We start from the raw sequence: 19168 nt of genomic DNA, 5'->3' as shown, positions 1-19168 counted from the left end.
GAGTCCGAAAGACCGGAAGACGGAAAGTCCGAAAGATTTTTCTAAGTCCGGAAGTCAGCAAGTTGGGAAGGTCCGGAAGATCGAAAGTTTTTTGACTATTTAAAGCAAAAACCGATAAGCTTCTGCTTATCGGTTTTACAAAATTCTATCTTTCGGACTTCCGGTCTTTCCCGACTTCCGGACTAAAAACTACTTCTTCTTAGCCTGTGCCTGCTGGCGCAGCATTTCGTCCATGCGGGCCTGGAAACCTGATTTCTTTTTCTTCTCTTCAGGCTTCTTTTTATTTTCCTGGATCTGGGCATGGATCTTTTTATCATCAACCATGAACTTGATCAGGTATTGCTGTAAAAAGGTAAGCATGTTAGCCAGGAAGTAATAATAGTTCAAACCAGATGGGTAACCGTTCAACGCGCCGAAGAAAATAATAGGCGTGATGTAGCCGATATATTTCATCTGACCGGTTGCACCCGAGATCTGATTGTTGAAGTAGGTATAGATCAGGGTTGAGATGGTCATCAGCAAACACATTAAGCTGATGTGATCTCCCAATACCGGGATGCTGGTACCAAATTTAATAACCGAATCGTAGGTAGACAGATCATGCATCCACAAAAAGCTTTGTCCGCGCAGTTCAAACAAACTTGGGAAAAAGCGGAAGAACGCGATCACTATCGGCATTTGGATCACTAAAGGCAAACAGCCCCCCAGTGGGTTTACACCGGCTTTTTTGTATAGCTTTAAATATTCTTGTTGTAACAAAGTAGGGTTATCTTCGCCAACTTTAGCTTTAATTTCGTCCATCTCCGGCTTCAGCACACGCATTTTAGCCATGGATAGGTATGACTTGTAGGTCAGCGGAGAAAGTACCAGTTTAAGGATAATGGTTAATGCTAAAATGATTAAACCATAGTTCCAGTTAAACTGGTTAAAGAAGTTAAATACAGGCAATACCGCAAAACGGTTAATGTATTTTAACGGTCCCCAGCCCAGGTCAACCTGTTTTTCCAGATCGTAACCTTGCAGTTGCAGGGTTGAGAAACGGTTAGGGCCAAAGTATAATTCCAGCGGATAGGTACCGGCATTATCTTTATTGATAAACACGTTAGCCTTCATTTGCTTAACAAGCGCGGTATCGGTTTCGTTAGAGCTTACCGATAGGCTGGCATTGCTGATACCCTGTTTAGCTATCACTACGTTACTGAAAAAGTGCTGTTTGAACGAGAACCATTGCAATTTTTTATCGCTGATGGTTTTTTGATCGTCCTTACCGGTGCTCAGGTAGTCAACATCACCATCGGTATTTTTAAAATACACGGTGCTGTATTGCTGTTCCATCTTTAAGTCCTTCTCCTGTTTACGCAGGTTGGCGGTCCATTGCAGGTTTAAGGTGCCGGTATTAGGGATTACATTATCTAAACCAGTTGGTACGATGTTTAAACCAACTTTGTAGCCTTCGCCTTTTAGGGTGTATACGTAATCGATATACTGGGTAGGGCTGTAGCTTAAACGCATAGTTACCGAACCCGAATCTTTACCGGCAACGGTTAAATTAGCAGCGCTTGGCTTAAAGTAATATCCATCGGTGTAAATGGTTTTATCGCCGGCTTTAAAGTTCAATCCAAAATGGTTGTCGCCGCCTTCAAATAAAATGACCGGTTTTTTGCTGAAGGTTTTATAATCCTTTAACTCAACCGAATAGATACGGCCGCCTTTAGCGCTGATCTTTACGCGCAGGTCGCGGTTCTCTAAAGTAACCAATTGGTCAACACCAACGGTAGCTGCACCAAAAGGACTTTTTAAAACAGCCGAATCAACTGCACCATTGTGTTTTGTCGTATCAAATTTAGCTGCGGTTGCCGCTGCCGGGGCTTTTGCCAGTCCGGCTTTTTTTAACGAGTCGAGATGGTTTCTTTCTTTCTCTTTCTTGATATCAGCGTCAGATGGCCTCATTAAAAAGAATGAACCCACCAGTATGATCATGATCAGGAATAATCCTGTGAATGTATTTCTATCCATTATTTCTTAAAGTACATTAATTTTTGCGGGCATAAGCCAGCGAAGCGGCGACAAAGTTAACAAAAAGTGGGTGAGGATTAGCAACTGTCGATTTTAATTCGGGGTGAAACTGCGCGCCAACAAAAAATGGATGGTTTTTAAGTTCAACAATCTCTACCAAACCATTGTCGGGGTTGATGCCCGATGGGGTCATGCCGCCTTCTTTATACGCTTTAAGGTACTCATTATTAAACTCATAGCGGTGACGGTGCCGCTCGCTGATGCGTGTTTTACCGTAAATGGCCGCTGCTTTACTGCCGCTTTTTAAATCGCAGGCGTATGCGCCTAAACGCATGGTGCCGCCCATATTCCTGATGTTTTTCTGGTCTTCCATCATGGCTATTACCGGGTGCGGGGTTTGCGCGTTCATTTCTGTACTGCTGGCATCTTTTAAATCGAGCACATTACGGCCGTATTCAACAACAGCGCATTGCATACCTAAGCAGATGCCAAAGAATGGGATATTATTTTCGCGTACGTATTTAATGGCGGCTATTTTACCTTCAAAACCACGCTGGCCAAAGCCGGGTGCAACCAAAACGCCATGCAGGCCTTTCAGTTTATCAATAGCGTTTTCGGGAGTTAAGTGTTCTGATTGTATGGTGACTACCTTTACCTTACACTCGTTTTTAGCGCCGGCATGTACAAACGATTCGATAATGGATTTATAAGCATCGGGCAGCTCCACATATTTACCTACCAGGCCAATACGAATTTCGGCAGTAGGGTTTTTAAGCCGGCCTAAAAAGTCCTTCCAGTTTTCCAGATCGGGCTCGTTTTTATTAGGCAGCTTTAATTTGGTTAATACGGTTTTATCTAACTGCTCACGCAACATCAGCAAAGGCACATCGTAAATGGTGGATGCATCGATAGATTCAATTACCGCGTTTACGTTAACGTTGCAAAACAGGGCTATTTTTTTGCGGATATCCTGGTTAATATGATGTTCGGTACGGCAAACCAAAATATCGGGCTGGATACCATACTCCAGCAGCATTTTAACCGAGTGCTGGGTAGGTTTGGTCTTTAACTCGCCCGCTGCAGCCAGGTAAGGGATCAATGTTAAGTGGATCACCAGCGCGTTGCCCGAACCTGTTTCCCATTTAAACTGGCGCACAGCCTCCACAAACGGCAGCGATTCGATATCGCCTACGGTGCCGCCAATTTCGGTGATCACAATATCATAATCGCCGCTTTCGCCTAAAATGCGGAAATTGCGTTTAATCTCGTCGGTAATGTGTGGTACTACCTGTACGGTTTTACCAAGGAAAGCGCCTTCACGTTCGCGGTTGATCACATTTTGATAAATGCGGCCGGTAGTAATATTGTTTGATTGCGAGGTAGGGGTGTTTAAAAAGCGCTCGTAATGGCCCAGGTCAAGGTCGGTTTCGGCGCCATCCTCGGTTACATAGCACTCGCCATGCTCGTACGGATTAAGGGTTCCGGGGTCGATATTAATGTAAGGATCGAATTTTTGAATAGTTACGCGGTAACCACGTGCCTGAAGGAGTTTAGCCAGCGATGCTGATATAATTCCCTTTCCTAACGACGAAGTAACGCCGCCCGTAACAAAGATATATTTAGTCATGGAGTTTGTTTGTGTACGGGATACAAAGGTAAGAAAAATTGCGGAATGCGGGGAAGTTGTTGGTAAATGTTGAAAAGTTGGGAATGATGTATGACAGGATGATTACGAAACACATCGGCATATTCCCGCGAAGCCAATTTGCGAATAGCTATTTTAAGCCGGTCGGCATGCTCTCGGCAAAGGATGTAGCTGTTATTGAAGCCTTAGAGGGAAGTATCAATACATATCATCCTTTTTAGCATTTGGGTCGGGCTTTTTCTGTGGTACTTGATATGGTTGGCCGGTATTGTATAGGTGAACCAGGTTAATTATCTGCTTGAAGCTAAATTTGTCATCAGCCACGTATTTATTATAAATTTCAGGCTTATCCTTCAGCATTTCCGATAAGGTGTCTTTACGTTCCTGCTTGTTGCCGCTTCCTAATAAACTGGTACTTTTTAAAGCGATTGCCCTATCACCTTTTTTGCTTACGAACCACTGTATTGCCGAAGTGGTAAGCATGCCCATAGTACCACTGTAATTAGCAGGTGCATACTGATATAGGCAAATCGGACCGCTTTCAATCACCTGCATGTACTTGGGTTTAGATAAAGTGTCTACATAAACCGCCCGAAAACGCAGGTCATTTGACGCATGGTAATACTCTTTTATCTTTTCAATGTCTATTTTTTCTTTCTTACCATCAGGTACCTTATATTTTGGCCCACCCAAGCTATATAAGCTAAGTTCACATTTAACGGTATCGCCGTTAATATTAATTACATAATCTTCAGATTGCGCGTTTGCATTTAAAGCAAACAGGAAAAGCAGACTAAATAGAAGTGTAGGTGTATTTAAATATTTCATTGCGGGAGATAAGTTTAATTGTTTGTTAAACGATACTAAGGTTTTAAAATTTTAACAGTTTTGAAGGATTAATACTTCAACTTTTCCAAATCCTCCGGCACATCCACCGCGTGGCTTTCCATATCAGTTAGCGCTACTTTAATGCGGTAACCGTTTTCTACCCAGCGCAATTGTTCCAGGCTTTCGGCTTTCTCTAATGATGATACCGGCAGTTGGGTAATTTGCTGCAGTACGTCGCTTTTATAACCGTAAATACCAATGTGCTTGTAGTAGGTATTATGGTACAGCCAGTTTTGCGGCTCCTGCCCGCGCACGTGGGGGATGGGCGAGCGGGAAAAATAAATAGCCTCGTTTTTGGTATTGATGATCACCTTGGGCGTACTCAGGTTATGCAGTTCGCCGGTGGTGTTTATTTTTTTGATGAGGGTGGCCAGTTGGGTGCCCGGGTCGTCAAAGCAGCCGGCTACTTTTGTGATCTGCCCGGGATCTATAAACGGTTCATCGCCCTGTATGTTAATCACAATCTCGTATTCAGGGTGCAGGCGGGCTACTTCGGCGCAGCGGTCGGTGCCGCTGGGGTGCGTGTCGGCAGTCATAACGGCTTTACCGCCGAAAGCAATTACATGGTCAAAGATCCGCTGGTCGTCCGTAGCTACAAATACATCGGCCAAAGCCTCACATTTTTTGGCCTGTTCATACACCCGCTGTATCATGCTTTTGCCGCCTATATCAACCAGCGGTTTACCCGGAAAGCGGGTGGAGGCGTAACGTGCGGGGATAATGCCAAGGATTTTCATTTTTTAAATGTAATAGTTTTAAATGCTTGTAAGGCTAAACTTTGATCTGTTGGTGTCAGGTCACTACCGTTCATTTGAAAATTAAAGCTTGATGACCGGCTGTGCATATATACGCCGGTCATACCCCTGCCAGCTACCTTAGGCCAAATAGTTTTAACGATGTATTTGTCGGTGCTGTCAATCTGAATATGATGGGTTTTTATTTCTTCAGGAATTTCTATGGGCACAAAAATGGTACTGTCCCTATATGTTAGATCGGCAATATAATCGGCTTTTGGATATTTTAGTTTTTGCTGTGCTGTTGGAGCGTGTAACTTTTCAATAGTTTCATAACTGGGGTCTGCCTCAACTTTAATTAATGAAGAATCAGTAATGCCCTTTTCTTTCATTTGCCTCATCTTTTCATTATGGACATTGAAATTTGCCGTATATGTTACACCTGGCTTTAAAAAAAAGCTTTCGTGTTTCCAATCTTTACTTTCTAAATATTCGGATTCTGTTTCTAATAAATGGTTTGCATAACCCATGTTGCTGCAATCAAACATTAACTTAACAGCAGGTCCGGCTATATAGCCAACGAAAGAATCTTCCTGATCTTTAGGGATTTCACTTTTCCAATCTTTAGGTACGCTTATTGTAAATTCACCTAAATCAAGGGTTTTACCCAAATTGATTTTTTTCTCCTTAGTTTGGCAGGAGATCATTATTACGGAAGAAAGAATAAAATAAAGCCACTTTTTCATTGTGCCTTTTATAAGTTTTTTATTGCGAGGTATCCCGATAATTATCGGGACGAACAATGCATATCTGCTCTTTGGGTGTGCGGTTGCTTCGTTCCTCGCAATGACATAATGTTTTGTGTTTTGAGATTTAAAACAACCCGTTAATCTCCCGCTCTATCAACTGGATGATGGTACTTAGATCTTCGGTATTATTGGTGAAATCAAGGTTATCCTTATCCAATATCAGCAATTTGCCCAAATCATAACCGTTGATCCATTTGGTATATTTATCGTTTAGCTTAGATAAGTAATCCAACCGGATACCACTCTCATATTCGCGGCCGCGGCGCTGAATATTATTTACCAGCGTTGGTACCGATGCCTTCAGGTAGATCAGCAGATCGGGTGGTTTGATGAAAGCGGTAATGTTATCAAATATGGCCCGGTAATTCTCGTAATCGCGGGTGGTCATCAGGCCCATATCGTGCAGGTTCTCGGCAAATATAAAGGCGTCCTCGTATATGGTACGGTCCTGTAATATGTTACGACCGTTTTTTTGGATATCAACAATCTGGCGGAAACGGCTGTTGAGGAAATAGATCTGCAGGTTAAAGCTCCAGCGTTTCATATCGCTGTAAAAATCTTCCAGGTAGGGGTTGTTATCAACCGCTTCGTACAAGGGTTCCCAGCCGTAATTTTTTGCCAGCAACTCAGTAAGTGTTGTTTTTCCGGCCCCGATATTTCCTACAATAGCAATGTGCATCCGTAAATTTTATAAGGTTATTGTTTCGATATGTTATTATACAAGTATATTATTTTTTACTAAGTAAGTTGATAATATAATGATAAATAACAATTAAAAACTCCTGAACCCAATAATTTCCCTTACCTCCTTAATGGTCTTCTGGGCGCTTTCGCGGGCTTTAATAGCGCCGTGACGGGCCACCTGGCGCAAATAAGGCGCATCGGCAGCAATATCGTTAATCTTTTCACGGATGGGCGCGGTGGCTATGATCATATCTTCGGCTAATTGCTTTTTCAAGTCGCCGTAGCGGATCTGCATCGTGTTGTACAGATTATCAAAATGGGTATAAGTATCAGGTGTTGATACTACTTTCATCAGGTCGAACAGGTTTTGTATCTCAACCGGTTTTTCCTGGTTTTCGGTAGTGGGGCCGGCATCGGTGAGGGCGCGCATTACTTTTTTACGGATCACCTCCGGACTATCAGACAGGTAAACCGCGTTAGCTTCACCTTCCGATTTACCCATTTTACCCTTACCATCCAGTCCGGGTATCTTCACCAGGCTTTCGCCGAAGCTAAAGGCATAAGGCTCGGGAAAGTAATCGTTATTATACAGGCGGTTAAAGCGGTTGCCAAAGGTGCGCGCCATTTCCAGGTGCTGCTCCTGGTCTTTACCCACGGGTACCTTAGTGGCTTTGTGGATCAATATATCGGCCGCCATTAATACCGGGTAGGTTAATAAACCGGCGTTCACGTTATCGGGGTTGGCGCGTACTTTATCTTTAAATGATGTACTGCGTTCCAACTCGCCCATATAGGCGTTCATGTTCATGTACAGGTATAGCTCTGCTATTTCTGGCACGTCACTCTGGATATAAATAGTGGCCTTCTCCGGGTCGATACCCGCGGCAAGATATTCTACCAACACCTGTTTGATGTTGCCATGCAGGTCATCAGGGGTGGGGTGGGTAGTTAACGAGTGCAGGTCGGCTATAAAAAAATAGCAGTTATATTGATGCTGCATTTTTACGAAGTTTTGAATAGCTCCGTAGTAATTTCCTAAATGTAATTTCCCGGTCGACCGGATACCACTAACAACAGTTTCCATCATGTGGCGAAAGTAAGTATTTTTTATATTTTTGGTAAAGATGAAATTGATATTAAAAAAAGCGCACAGCTATTTTTATGTGCTGATGGTTGCCCTGTTGTATTTGATATTCTGGCCTTTCTTTTATTCGTTTTCGCGCAAGCCGGGCCGTTACCATACTCTGAACAAGTTTCGCGCGGCCTGGGCCTTTTTAAGCTCGGCATTGGCCGGGTTTTTCTACAAGTTTAAATATGAGGAGCCTGTCGACTGGAGCCGCACCTATATTATCTGTCCCAATCATACCTCTAACCTGGATATATCGGCCATGTGCATGATGGTTAAAAACGACTGCTGCTTTATGGGTAAAGAGGAACTGACCGACGGCCTGGTGACCGGCCTGTTTTTCCGTACGGTGGATATCCCGGTAAACCGGGCCAGCAAAATGTCATCATACCGGGCCTTTAAAAAAGCTGCGGAACGCCTACAGGCAGGTATAACCTTAGTGATATTTCCCGAAGGCGGCATCCCGCCGCACTATCCGCCGCAATTGGTTGAGTTTAAAAATGGCCCGTTCCGCTTGGCTATCGAGCAGAAAGTGCCTATTATCCCGGTAAGCGGCACCAACGCCTGGAAAATGTTTTGGGACGATGGTACCCAATACGGCACCCGGCCCGGCATTGCCCGGTTTTATGTGCATAAGCCTATCGAGACCGCTCATTTGACAGTTGAAGATGCTGATACCCTGCGCGACCAGGTTTACGGGATCATCCGGCAAAAAACAGAGGGTGATACGCCGTCAATCCCTGCATCCGCCATCGTTTAAATGTAGCAAGCTTAACCTAATTGATTGTAAATTCAGATCATTCCCGTAACTTCGTTAAATAAACATTTGTAAACGCATGAAGATCGATCAGGATACCGTTGATAAAATTGCCCACCTGGCCCGGCTGGAACTATCTGCCGCAGAAAAAACGGAAACCATAAAGGACATGAACCGGATATTGGATTTTATGGATAAGCTGAACGAGGTGGATACATCAACCGTTGAACCCCTGGTTTATATGAATACCGATGCCAATGTATTGCGTGAGGATGTGGTTAAGCAAGAGATCACCCATGAGGAAGCCCTGTTAAACGCCCCTAAAAAGGATCAGGATTTTTTCCATGTGGCTAAAGTGATAGGGTAAATGTGCAGATATGCAAATGTGCGGATGTGCAAATGATATGAACATGCGCGATTTTCTACCGATAATAATCTGCACATCTGCATATACGCACATTTGCACATAAAATTAAATTGGCGTGTAACATTTACTACCTTACCGCTGTCAAAGCAACAAAAAACACCTGCATGGAGCCATTATTAACTAAGCCATTAATTACAATTAAAGATATCGGACGTAAATATGTGATCGGCTCGGAAGTAATTCACGCGCTGAAATCTGTTTCGCTGACCATTAATAAAGGCGAATTTGTGGCGCTGATGGGCCCTTCGGGTTCAGGTAAATCAACCCTGATGAATATTTTGGGTTGTTTAGATACCCCAACCAAAGGCCAGTATATCCTAAACGGCATTGATGTGAGCCACATGACCGATAATGAACTGGCTGAAGTACGTAACGAGGAAATTGGCTTCGTTTTCCAAACATTTAACTTGTTACCACGTAATACCGCTTTAGATAATGTGGCCCTGCCATTAATTTATTCGGGCACGAATAAAGCCGACCGTATAGCACGTGCCGAAAGCGCTTTGAAAAACGTAGGCTTAGGTAACCGTATGGATCACAAACCTAACGAGCTTTCGGGCGGGCAGCGCCAGCGTGTAGCCGTGGCCCGCGCGCTGATCAATAATCCGTCCATCATCCTGGCCGATGAGCCTACCGGTAACCTGGATACCAAAACATCTATCGAAATTATGGGCCTGCTGGAAGATATCCACGCCAAAGGCAACACCATTATATTAGTAACGCACGAAGAAGACATTGCCCTGCACGCCCACCGCATTGTGCGTATGCGCGATGGTTTGATAGAGAACGATTACGTAAACCCCGATATCCATACGGTAACAAGGGATGCGGCTGCGTTGTAAGATCTTATATGGTATGAACAAATGAATGCTAAATTGACATAAAACGCATTTTATAATCAGGTTGATACAGTGTTTACTTATGTTCGGGCAAAGTATAAGGAGAATATGTTGAATAGTTTTGTAAACTGCATTATCATAATACATCTATAATCATCTGAGGTGTTGAAATCTTTCGAATACCTACATGACCCACTTCCGAACTATTGTGTGTCTACATCTTTTTTAATAAAATAGGTAAAGTATGTCGCCTCCTCGATGGGCTTACGGTTTATTTGCTATTTTTCTAATAGCATGTCGCTCAACTAGAATTAAAAATTATACAATAACAAACCCAATGGGGATGATATACTAGATAGAAAAGAATTGACACGATTAGTTCTATCAGAGCGAGCGACATGCAATATTAAATATTAATTAAAATTGTTTTTGTCATTATATCTTTTTACATTGTCTTTATAAACCTTTAAATACTATTAACATGAAAAAACTAACAAGAGATGAATTAAAAAACATCAAAGGTGGAGACGCACCTATTCTATGGCAATGTTACGATGAAAGCGGGCCATATTATGTATGTTCCCAGACAGATCCTACGTTAGTCTGCGGTTATAGTTTCTGTACAGAGTATGATAGGTGTTTATCAGTTACCAATTGTGCTTAGTGAACAAAGCAAATCATCCTACGAAGTAGCTTAGGGAATGGTACTAAGTTGCTTCGTAGTTTAATCAATCGCCTTGGTCTTATAGCTTGATCATTCCAGCATATATTTCAGATCAGCTAATTGATATGCAGAAGGGAGTAAGCGACCATTTAAAAAAACGGCCGGGGTCCCTTTAATACCAGCATTAATACACCATTCCCACTGACGGTCCAGCGCTTTGCTGGCGAGTTTATGTCCTTCGCTTACAGGATAAGTCAGAGACCACCTATCATAATTCTTTCCATGTTGGGCATAACAGGTATGAAGCGCATCAGCCATAAGTTGATCATTGCCCTCGAACTTGATAGCCATCAGGTGTCGTTGCACCTCGGCCCTATGATCTTTCTGGTCGCCTCCTTTGAAAATGATACGGATCTGCAGAAGTTCGTTACCCGCCAACAGATCCTCTAAATCTCGATGTGCTTCGGCGCAGGGTTTACAAAAAGGATTAGAAACTATTGTTATAACATGTTCAGGCGTGGAACTGCCTAATGTGATGCTCCAGGACGAGTCGGGCGATACGAACTGTGTTTGAGCTTCAAGGAGCATTTTGAACAGCGACATGTTATATTTAAAATGATCAGCCTGCTCTTTGAGGGGCCAATAAAGTTTTGCCTGCCTGACCACAGGTTTTGCTATCAACCAAAACAAAACCGGGACTACCAGGCAAATGAAGATCATTGCAATATCTTTGCGATCCGTGATCGACGAACGTGCGTGTAAGATATATCCTTTTGTAAGGACCATCGTTATGAACTCAGCCCAAAGAACTGCCTGAACGATGCAACATAATCGGCACCATTTTTTTGCTACACTTACCTGGTAATAAATAGAATAAAAAGTGTAAGGCAGTGCCAGGAGGTTGAGCAGGCTTAGCCATTCCATTTTTGCGGAGGAGTGTGAACCAAAGAACAAGATTAAAATAGTACCAGCAAAGTAATAAGATCCGACCTCACTCCAGGTTAATCCCTCAAAAACCTTTGCTGTGCTGGACGATAGTATAGCTTTACAATCAGCATTCTTATCAGTTCCACACATGCGTTGCACCAAGGGATCATCGCTATCAATAGTTTGTATTAATAGCAGCACCGCAGTTGAGAGGCCTATTGCTTTTATCACCGTGAGCGCCATGACAGGTAGGTCGAGATATTTGAAATAATCTGAATCAAAGCATAGCATTGTTATAAAAACCGCTATTACAGCCGATGAAATCAGTGGCCCTTGCAAACGAGCCAATGCTTTTTGGATACGTGAGTTAAGTGGCACATTTGCCGGCCTTTCCGCCGTAAGGACTAGGTCTTTGTAAATAAGCCTGAATTTTGCGGTCGGCAGTTTCTGGTTGCTTTCCTTTTGACTGGAAATGATAAAATACTTATTCGTTACCTTCTCCACCAGTACATACACTTGATCTCTCATATTGGTATAAGCGACAAATGGGCACTTGAGTTCTGAGAGGCGTTCAAAGTCAGCATGGTATGCATCATTCTTGATATGCATTTTAGTAAGAACGTCGCTAAGTGAAAGCATGCTCGGGTAATCGGGATGTTTAAAAAGATCTAAAGCAACCCTCTGTGGCGTTATGTGACCTGGAAAAGACCGCAAAAGCTTGACTAACACTGTTGCAGCATTTGATCTGGTGGCGAAGAAATCTGGCATAATGATCGTGACGGTTTATTTCAAAAGAGATTTGGACAGATATTCATGAGGGGGTGGCCGTTTAGAAAAAGTGTTATTTGTCCCATACCTTCCGCACCAACACCCCCGATAAGGCCGACATACCCCCAACCAAACCGCCTATCAGCGAGGTGAGGATCAATAGTATCGTCCAGCCTGGCAGGTGGAAAAGTACGGCTACACGGCTGGCCAGTACATGGTTATTAGGCACGCTTTTAAACAAGGCCAGCACCACCCAAACAATAAATACGGCCGCAAAACCCGACCAAAATGCCTGCGCTGGTTTCTTGCCTGCGTATAACGCGGTTACAAAAGCAATAATAGCCGCCACCCACCAGGGGGTAATAAAGCCGGCTATAAGGGATAGGATGAGTATAATGATGAATAACATATTATTTGCTGCTAAGGGTTAAGGTTGATTTAATACGGGTTGACTGTTCGGTTGGCGATTGCAGGAATAATAGGGGCTTCAGTTGACCGTCCTGCCAGGTTTTTAGCATATCGTCATAATATAAACTGCCGGGATTGCCCGATTCGCCCCCCGGAAAAATGCCGTACCCTTGCACTTTAGGCCCCATTTGCACCACCATACGCCACGATGGGCCGTGTCCGTTATTCAGCGCGTTAACTGTTGAACCAATACCTCCGGCAACAAAGTCGCCCGTGCCAAAGCCATCCAGGTTGGCTAAATGGTTAATGTAGGTATGTTTTACCCGTCCCCATTCCCAGGCCTGGCCGGGCTTGCCATACCTACGCAATAACGAATCTGCCGCGGCGGTAAAGGAACGGTTTACCAAATCAACGGCTGTTTCTTTGGCCGGCGTTTTTATCCGGTCGAACCATTTGGATTGAGGCTCTTTTAACAGCAGCTTTATCGTACGGTCCTGCGATGGAAGCATCAGTTCCTTGTTTTTGCTCTCAAAATAGTCGGACCATACTGTGGTGTAAAATTTACCCCACCACTCGTTATATATAGTAGCCCCAACCGAATTGGCATCAAAGCGTTTATCCCAGTTTTTAATTAATTGCAATACCTGCCGCTGTTGCCCGTTTAGTTTAGCTGCATCAATATCAGCCAGCATAGCCGGTAAAACATCATGCGCCCTGATGCTGTAGGTATCCCCCTGTAATAAGCGCATGCTATCAACAGTGGCATTTTTCATGGTGCTTAGGCGGTCGTTAATGCGCTTGCCGCGCTCGTATGGGCCAAAGCTCCAATTGATATAATAAGGATAGCTCGAGTCTGTTGATGATTGATTGGCCGAACTCAGATAGCCCCGTGCCGGGTTTTTAGCTGAGGGGTTTTGTTCGGCCGGGATCCAGCCTTGCCAGTCGTTGGCCGGGTCGGTGCCATCTAAAATATATTTACCCTGTTCCTTAAATTTCAGCGGCAGTTTACCGTTAACCGTCATGGCGATATCCTTATCCGCGGAAGCGAAAATGAAGTTTTGCGCAGGCGCGGTATAATAGCTTAAGGCTTTGCGGTAATCGTCGTAATTTTTAGCCCGGTTAAGCAGGTAAAAGGTCAGGATATCTGCCGATTTATCGTGCGCTATCCAGCGTGCCGCGGCACTTACCGGGATGTCCCCGCGCGATTTTGGCCTTTTATCCGCGCTTTCATAAACTACCGGGCCATGATGGGTGTAATACACCGTTTCGGTAAAGCGCGCGCGGCCATGGATCTTGATCACCTCGGTACGCTTAGTGGTTTTATTCCATTTGTTGTTGTACCAGTATTGGTTATGGCTGCTGTCTTTAAATTTGATGCGATAAAAATCAAGCACATCTGCAGCCACATTGGTTTCGCCCCAACTGATATGATTGTTATAGCCGATAACCACACAAGGCGTACCCGGAATAGAAACCCCGGTGGTGTTGATGCCCGGCGCCGAAAGCTGTATCTGGTACCAAATAGATGGGAACGTTAAATTCAGGTGCGGGTCGTTAGCTAAAATAGGGTAGCCGCTGGCCGATTTACTGCCGGCTATTACCCAGTTATTACTGCCAATGCCTTCCACTTTTTCCTTATGCTGAACCGGAGCTACCATTGAATTGATAAAATCGGCAGATGCCTTGGGCAGGGGTAAAGCTTTAAAATCCCATTTGGTGCCGGCCGGAATAATTGGATCTTCGCGATAAGGATAATCGGGAAATAAGTCGTTAGTAACCTCAGGGCCAAACTTTTTCAATACGTTGGTCATGGCCGGGGCATCGGTACTGCCAGCAAGTGTTTCAGACATTAATTTGAGCAGCAGCGCACAGTTAACCGGTTTCCAGTCTTCCGGCTCGTAATCCAGCAGCTTAAATTCTATCGGATAATCACGCTTCCATAGCTGATGGATATAAGTGTTAATACCCTCGGTATAAGCGTTAACCATTACAGCCACACGCGGGTCTTTCATCATTTCATTCAAAGTGTTTTCGGCGCCGTAAACCATGCCCATGCGGCGGTGATAGCGGTCAACTTCCAATGCTTTAGGGCCAACAATTTCAGATAGGCGGCCCGACGCGCTGCGGGTTTGGATATCCATTTGCCACAGGCGGTCGGCGGCGGTAACATAGCCCTGGGCATAATACAGGTCGTGCTCGTTCTCGGCAAAAATATGGGGCACCATATTTTCATCATATTTGATGGTTACCTTGCCCTGCAGCCCTTTCAGTTTTAGTTTTCTTTCCTTAATGATATGCTTGCTGTCGGCGTTTTGCCAGAAACCGGTGGCCGGGTTCAGGAAAACGGCTATTGACGGAATAGAATCGCTCCATTTGATCTCCAGTACCAGGATAAGTACTATCGTAGCTAATACAGATATCAGCGCCTTTGTAACCTTCATTTGTTGTGAATAGTTTGATGAAGCAATATATGCAAAGGAGGGCAAATGCTAAAATGATATGAGTCTTTTTAGGCCCTTCTTCTTGCGCCATCGCTAAAGCAGCGTGCGTTTGGGGAAGGTTTGAGTAAGGCTTGATGTTGCTGATCACGAAATTACATTATTAGAAAATATTGAAAAAATGTAAAGATTTGATTATCAATTACTTGATGATTTCAATTGGGTTAACACAATAAAAAGCTAAAATATTGATTTGTAGATATTTAAATCGAAAAACCCCCGAATTGTGTTAAGTTGTGTTAACCCAATTTTAGGCTTACGACAGGCGGGTTGCCTTCAAACCATTTTTTAAATAGCTTTGCGGCAATGAAGATTCTTTTAATTGAAGATGAACCGCAGTTAGTATCCATCATTCAGCGCGACCTGACGGCTGAGGGCCATGAGATCAGCGTGGCGATGGATGGTATTACCGGTTTGGATATGGCCGTCAGGATGGATTTTCAATTGATTATACTGGATATTATGCTGCCCGGCATTAACGGGATTGAACTTTGCCGCAACCTAAGGCAAGCCAACCAAACCGCGCCGGTATTGATGCTGACAGCCCTTGGCACTACCGAAAACGTAGTAACTGGTTTAGATGCCGGTGCCGATGATTATATGATTAAACCCTTTAGCCTGGCCGAATTGAATGCACGCATCCGTACGCTGGCACGGCGTAATGCCGGGCCAACGCCATCGGCCAATGTATTACAGGTAGCCGATCTGGTTGTAAACACGGACGAAAAATCGGTAAAGCGTGGCAATAAGCTAATTGAAATGACTGCTACAGAATACCGCCTGATAGAATTTTTGGTGAAGAATAAAAACCATATGCTATCGCGCATAGAAATACTGGAACACGTTTGGAATATTGACTTTAACATGGGCACCAATGTGGTTGATGTATATATTAATTACCTGCGCAAAAAGCTGGACAAGGATTTTGAACCGAAACTGATCCATACGGTAATAGGCATGGGTTATATTTTAAAGGAAAGCGGCAACTAAAAATGAGTATACAGCGCAAGGTGGCTTTATTGTTTTTTGGTTTAACCACAACGGTTATAGTGCTGCTAAGCGGGGCTATATTTTACTTTGTACACCAATTTACATTCGATGATTTTTATAAGCGCTTAGAGGCACGCGCTAATATTGCCGCCCAAATGCACCAGCTAAGCGATAAAGACAGCCTGGGTATGTATAAGGAGATCAGGCAGCGCTACCTGGAGCATTTACAAAACGAAAAGCAATATACCTTAACACCGGCCGATTATTTAAACGGCAAACCGGTACCACATATCCCCGCGCCTTTAATTAAAGATATTTTAGAACAAGGCAAAGCACGCTATAAAACCGGCAATATTTTTTACGCCGGAAAGGTGACAAACTTGCCTGAGGGGAAGGTGATCTTTATCGTTTCGGCCATTGACCCTTATGGCTTTAAGGAGTTGGAAAACCTGGAGAAGATATTGATCACCGGTTTCCTGATATCCTTGGTACTGATTTATTTTATTGGCCGGCGGTTCTCGTACGATACCTTCAGGCCGGTGCGGAAGATCATCAAAAAAGTGAATACCATTACCGCCAGCAACCTGCACCTGCGGTTAGAGGATTATAAGAGTAAGGACGAGATAGCCGAACTGACCCAAACCTTTAACGATATGCTGGACAGGCTTGAGACAGCTTTTGAAACGCAGAATAACTTTATCAGTAATGCATCGCACGAGTTACGCACCCCACTGGCCGTAATAAAAGGCGAAGCCGAGTTGGCGCTAAAAAAAACCAATGTTAATGATATCAGTACACAGCAAACTTTAACCGAGATATTAAAAAGCGCGCAAAGCCTGCAGGATATATTAACCAGTCTGCTGGGTTTGGCGCAAACCGGGTTTGATGGTCAAAAGCAAAAATGGGAAGTGATCAGGATGGATGAACTGGTATGGCAGATCAAGGAATCGGTTGATCATATTATCCCATCAAACAATATCCGCATGGACTTTTCTGACCTGCCGCAAGATCTGGATCAGTTGACCGTTTTAGGGAACAGCAATCTGATGAAACTGGCTATTAGTAATATTGCTTTAAACGCCTGTAAATATTCGGACAATAAAACAGTAATCATCAAGTTGCTTGAAGAAAACAGCCGTGTGATCATCAGCGTTAAAGACGAAGGTATCGGCATCCCCGAAAAAGACCTTCAGCATATCTTCGAACCTTTTTTCCGTGCCTCAAATACCGGGAAATTTGACGGGCATGGCGTTGGCTTACCGCTGGCCTTAAATATTATTCGTTTGCATAAAGGCAGCATCGCCATCCTATCTAAAGAAAATGAGGGCACGGAGATCCGGATTATGCTCCCTGTTCATCATTCTAAAGAAAATTAAATTCTAATCAGATTCTAATCTGGCTCTTAAACCGTTTTAATGCGTGGTGCCGACTATTGTATCAAACAACAATAGTTAACAAAAAAGCATCATACCATGAAAACCACAAACATCCTGATCCCAACTGATTTTAGCTTAGCTACATTATTAACTGTAAATACTTTAATAGCGAAGCACCCAGACCAAAAGTTCAATATTTCTCTGGTTCATTTCCTGCAATTATCCGATTCTATTACCGAGTTACTGATGCTGAAACGCCGCAGCCGCGAATACCTGCACATTGGCGGCGAGTTTGAAGATCAATTAACTTTTTTAAGGCAGCAACACCCGGAACAAATAGGAATTTTACACGCCGAGTTTTTTTATGGCAGCACTGTAGCCGTATTTAAAAACTTTTTAGAAGCAAAAGAGATAGATATGATTGTGATGTTAAACGGCCATACCTATCAAAAACTGACCGCTAACAGCATAGCCCCCGAATTGCTGGTACAAAGAAGCGGATACCCGGTATTAAGCTTATCGGCGTTCACCAAAGTACAGCCTGCCGAAAGGGTAGTGAGGATCCAAAAACTGGAATTAGAACTGGAGCAGGCTTAAGACCGCCCTGGTATTTTTTTCACCTGTTTAAACAATAAAACTATGTTACTAAAAGATAATATCCCGGTAAATTATGTTGTTGGGAAAATAAAGAACGAATTATTGATGGTAACTGCTTACGCGGTGCTGATAGCACTGGTCCACCAATTTTTCCCAACATGGCGCATCTCTATCCCCATAGCGGTACCCGCTATTTTGGCCACTATTATATCTCTCCTGCTGGCTTTTAGATCAAACCAGGCTTATGACAGGTGGTGGGAAGCCCGCGGTATATGGGGCGCCATTGTAAACGAGTCGCGCTCATTAACCCGGCAGCTTACCACTTTTTTAAATACAGATGATGCATCAGAAGAGGTGGAGGTATTTAAAAAACGCTATGTAAACCGCCAGATAGCCTGGTGCTATAGCCTTAGCCAAACTTTGCGCGGGCAAAACAGTTACATCCGCAGCATCGACTTTTTGGTTGATGAGGAGGTGCAATTTACCCGTCGATTTACTAATATGCCCAATAGCCTGCTCAAACTACACGGTTTAGATTTGCGCCTGGCTTATAAAAACGGTTGGCTGAACGATTACCAGCAAGTACAGATTGATGGCACACTGACCCGCCTTTGCGATGCCATGGGCAAATGCGAGCGGATAAAGAACACGGTTTTCCCATCAACTTATAGCTTGTATATTCATTTTTGCTTGTACCTGTTCATCGCGTTACTGCCTTTTGGCCTGATAGAATACTTCGGTATTTTTGAAGTACCGCTGATTGTAGCGATAGCAGCCGCGTTTTTACTGGTCGAGAAAATGGCTATCCATTTACAGGACCCGTTTGAAAATAAACCTACTGATACCCCTACCACAGCCATATCGCAAACCATTGAGCGCGATTTAAAGCAAATGCTGAACGATAGCCAGCACGATGAGGTACAGCACAAAACACACCAGGCTAAAACCACAACTTCTAATGTATACTATATTTTATAGTTGCGCTTAAAACTAATTTAAACCTGCAAATAAACCT

General features: G+C 43.7%; 18 protein-coding genes. 8 read left to right on the top strand and 10 right to left on the bottom strand.

The annotated features are described in order from the left end of the window. Window positions 1-189: 189 nt before the first annotated feature. The 7 genes from yidC to trpS form a co-directional block, all read right to left on the bottom strand. Window positions 190-2016: a membrane protein insertase YidC gene (gene yidC / locus AC07M6_RS10220; RefSeq protein WP_494889021.1), complete on the bottom strand. Its 1827-nt coding sequence runs from the start codon at window positions 2014-2016 to the stop codon at window positions 190-192. A gap of 16 nt (window positions 2017-2032) precedes the next feature. Then, window positions 2033-3643 (bottom strand): CTP synthase, encoded by a 1611-nt coding sequence (pyrG, locus tag AC07M6_RS10215; protein WP_494889019.1) that lies wholly within the window; start codon window positions 3641-3643, stop codon window positions 2033-2035. A gap of 216 nt (window positions 3644-3859) precedes the next feature. Beyond that, window positions 3860-4489, bottom strand: a complete 630-nt coding sequence (locus AC07M6_RS10210) for a hypothetical protein (protein WP_494889017.1) — start codon at window positions 4487-4489, stop codon at window positions 3860-3862. 68 nt (window positions 4490-4557) lie between these two features. Beyond that, window positions 4558-5286 carry a 3-deoxy-manno-octulosonate cytidylyltransferase gene (kdsB, locus tag AC07M6_RS10205; protein ID WP_494889015.1) on the bottom strand — a complete coding sequence of 243 codons (729 nt, stop codon included), beginning with the start codon at window positions 5284-5286 and terminating at the stop codon, window positions 4558-4560. Next, window positions 5283-6029, bottom strand: coding sequence for a hypothetical protein (locus AC07M6_RS10200; RefSeq protein WP_494889013.1), 747 nt, complete (start codon window positions 6027-6029; stop codon window positions 5283-5285). The genes kdsB and AC07M6_RS10200 overlap by 4 nt, the downstream gene beginning before the upstream one ends. 127 nt (window positions 6030-6156) lie before the next feature. After that, window positions 6157-6771 carry a deoxynucleoside kinase gene (locus AC07M6_RS10195; RefSeq protein WP_494889011.1) on the bottom strand — a complete coding sequence of 205 codons (615 nt, stop codon included), beginning with the start codon at window positions 6769-6771 and terminating at the stop codon, window positions 6157-6159. A gap of 93 nt (window positions 6772-6864) precedes the next feature. Next, window positions 6865-7860, bottom strand: coding sequence for a tryptophan--tRNA ligase (trpS, locus tag AC07M6_RS10190; protein ID WP_494889376.1), 996 nt, complete (start codon window positions 7858-7860; stop codon window positions 6865-6867). Between the two features lie 40 nt (window positions 7861-7900). Here trpS and AC07M6_RS10185 point away from each other — a divergent pair, with 40 nt between their 5' ends. The 4 genes from AC07M6_RS10185 to AC07M6_RS10170 all read left to right on the top strand — a co-directional run bounded on the left by AC07M6_RS10185 (window position 7901) and on the right by AC07M6_RS10170 (window position 10589). Further along, on the top strand, window positions 7901-8662 hold the full coding sequence (locus AC07M6_RS10185; protein WP_494889009.1) for a lysophospholipid acyltransferase family protein: 762 nt from the start codon (window positions 7901-7903) through the stop codon (window positions 8660-8662). 76 nt (window positions 8663-8738) lie between these two features. Then, window positions 8739-9026: an Asp-tRNA(Asn)/Glu-tRNA(Gln) amidotransferase subunit GatC gene (gene gatC, locus AC07M6_RS10180; RefSeq protein ID WP_494889007.1), complete on the top strand. Its 288-nt coding sequence runs from the start codon at window positions 8739-8741 to the stop codon at window positions 9024-9026. A gap of 164 nt (window positions 9027-9190) precedes the next feature. Next, complete coding sequence (locus AC07M6_RS10175) at window positions 9191-9928, top strand: ABC transporter ATP-binding protein (protein WP_494889005.1); 738 nt, start codon at window positions 9191-9193, stop codon at window positions 9926-9928. A 436-nt stretch (window positions 9929-10364) separates the two neighbouring features. Beyond that, window positions 10365-10589, top strand: a complete 225-nt coding sequence (locus AC07M6_RS10170; protein WP_494889374.1) for a bacteriocin-like protein — start codon at window positions 10365-10367, stop codon at window positions 10587-10589. Between the two features lie 90 nt (window positions 10590-10679). Here AC07M6_RS10170 and AC07M6_RS10165 read toward each other — a convergent pair whose 3' ends face one another. From AC07M6_RS10165 to AC07M6_RS10155, 3 genes are all read right to left on the bottom strand, one after another. After that, window positions 10680-12284 carry a vitamin K epoxide reductase family protein gene (locus AC07M6_RS10165; RefSeq protein WP_494889003.1) on the bottom strand — a complete coding sequence of 535 codons (1605 nt, stop codon included), beginning with the start codon at window positions 12282-12284 and terminating at the stop codon, window positions 10680-10682. 73 nt (window positions 12285-12357) lie between these two features. Then, window positions 12358-12693 (bottom strand): hypothetical protein, encoded by a 336-nt coding sequence (locus tag AC07M6_RS10160; RefSeq protein WP_494889001.1) that lies wholly within the window; start codon window positions 12691-12693, stop codon window positions 12358-12360. Window position 12694: 1 nt separating this feature from the next. Beyond that, window positions 12695-15133 (bottom strand): penicillin acylase family protein, encoded by a 2439-nt coding sequence (locus tag AC07M6_RS10155; RefSeq protein ID WP_494888999.1) that lies wholly within the window; start codon window positions 15131-15133, stop codon window positions 12695-12697. Window positions 15134-15496: 363 nt separating this feature from the next. Between AC07M6_RS10155 and AC07M6_RS10150 the strand changes: the two genes are divergently transcribed. The 4 genes from AC07M6_RS10150 to AC07M6_RS10135 all read left to right on the top strand — a co-directional run bounded on the left by AC07M6_RS10150 (window position 15497) and on the right by AC07M6_RS10135 (window position 19131). Further along, window positions 15497-16180 (top strand): response regulator transcription factor, encoded by a 684-nt coding sequence (locus tag AC07M6_RS10150; RefSeq protein WP_494888998.1) that lies wholly within the window; start codon window positions 15497-15499, stop codon window positions 16178-16180. A 2-nt stretch (window positions 16181-16182) separates the two neighbouring features. After that, on the top strand, window positions 16183-17556 hold the full coding sequence (locus AC07M6_RS10145; RefSeq protein ID WP_494888996.1) for a HAMP domain-containing sensor histidine kinase: 1374 nt from the start codon (window positions 16183-16185) through the stop codon (window positions 17554-17556). 96 nt (window positions 17557-17652) lie between these two features. Next, window positions 17653-18153 (top strand): hypothetical protein, encoded by a 501-nt coding sequence (locus AC07M6_RS10140; protein ID WP_494888995.1) that lies wholly within the window; start codon window positions 17653-17655, stop codon window positions 18151-18153. A 42-nt stretch (window positions 18154-18195) separates the two neighbouring features. Beyond that, window positions 18196-19131 (top strand): bestrophin family protein, encoded by a 936-nt coding sequence (locus AC07M6_RS10135; protein WP_494888994.1) that lies wholly within the window; start codon window positions 18196-18198, stop codon window positions 19129-19131. Window positions 19132-19168 lie beyond the last annotated feature (37 nt).

The sequence above is a fragment of the Mucilaginibacter sp. GW821-FHT07H05 genome (assembly GCF_059418485.1).
This window is presented reverse-complemented; position numbering and strand designations above follow the sequence as displayed.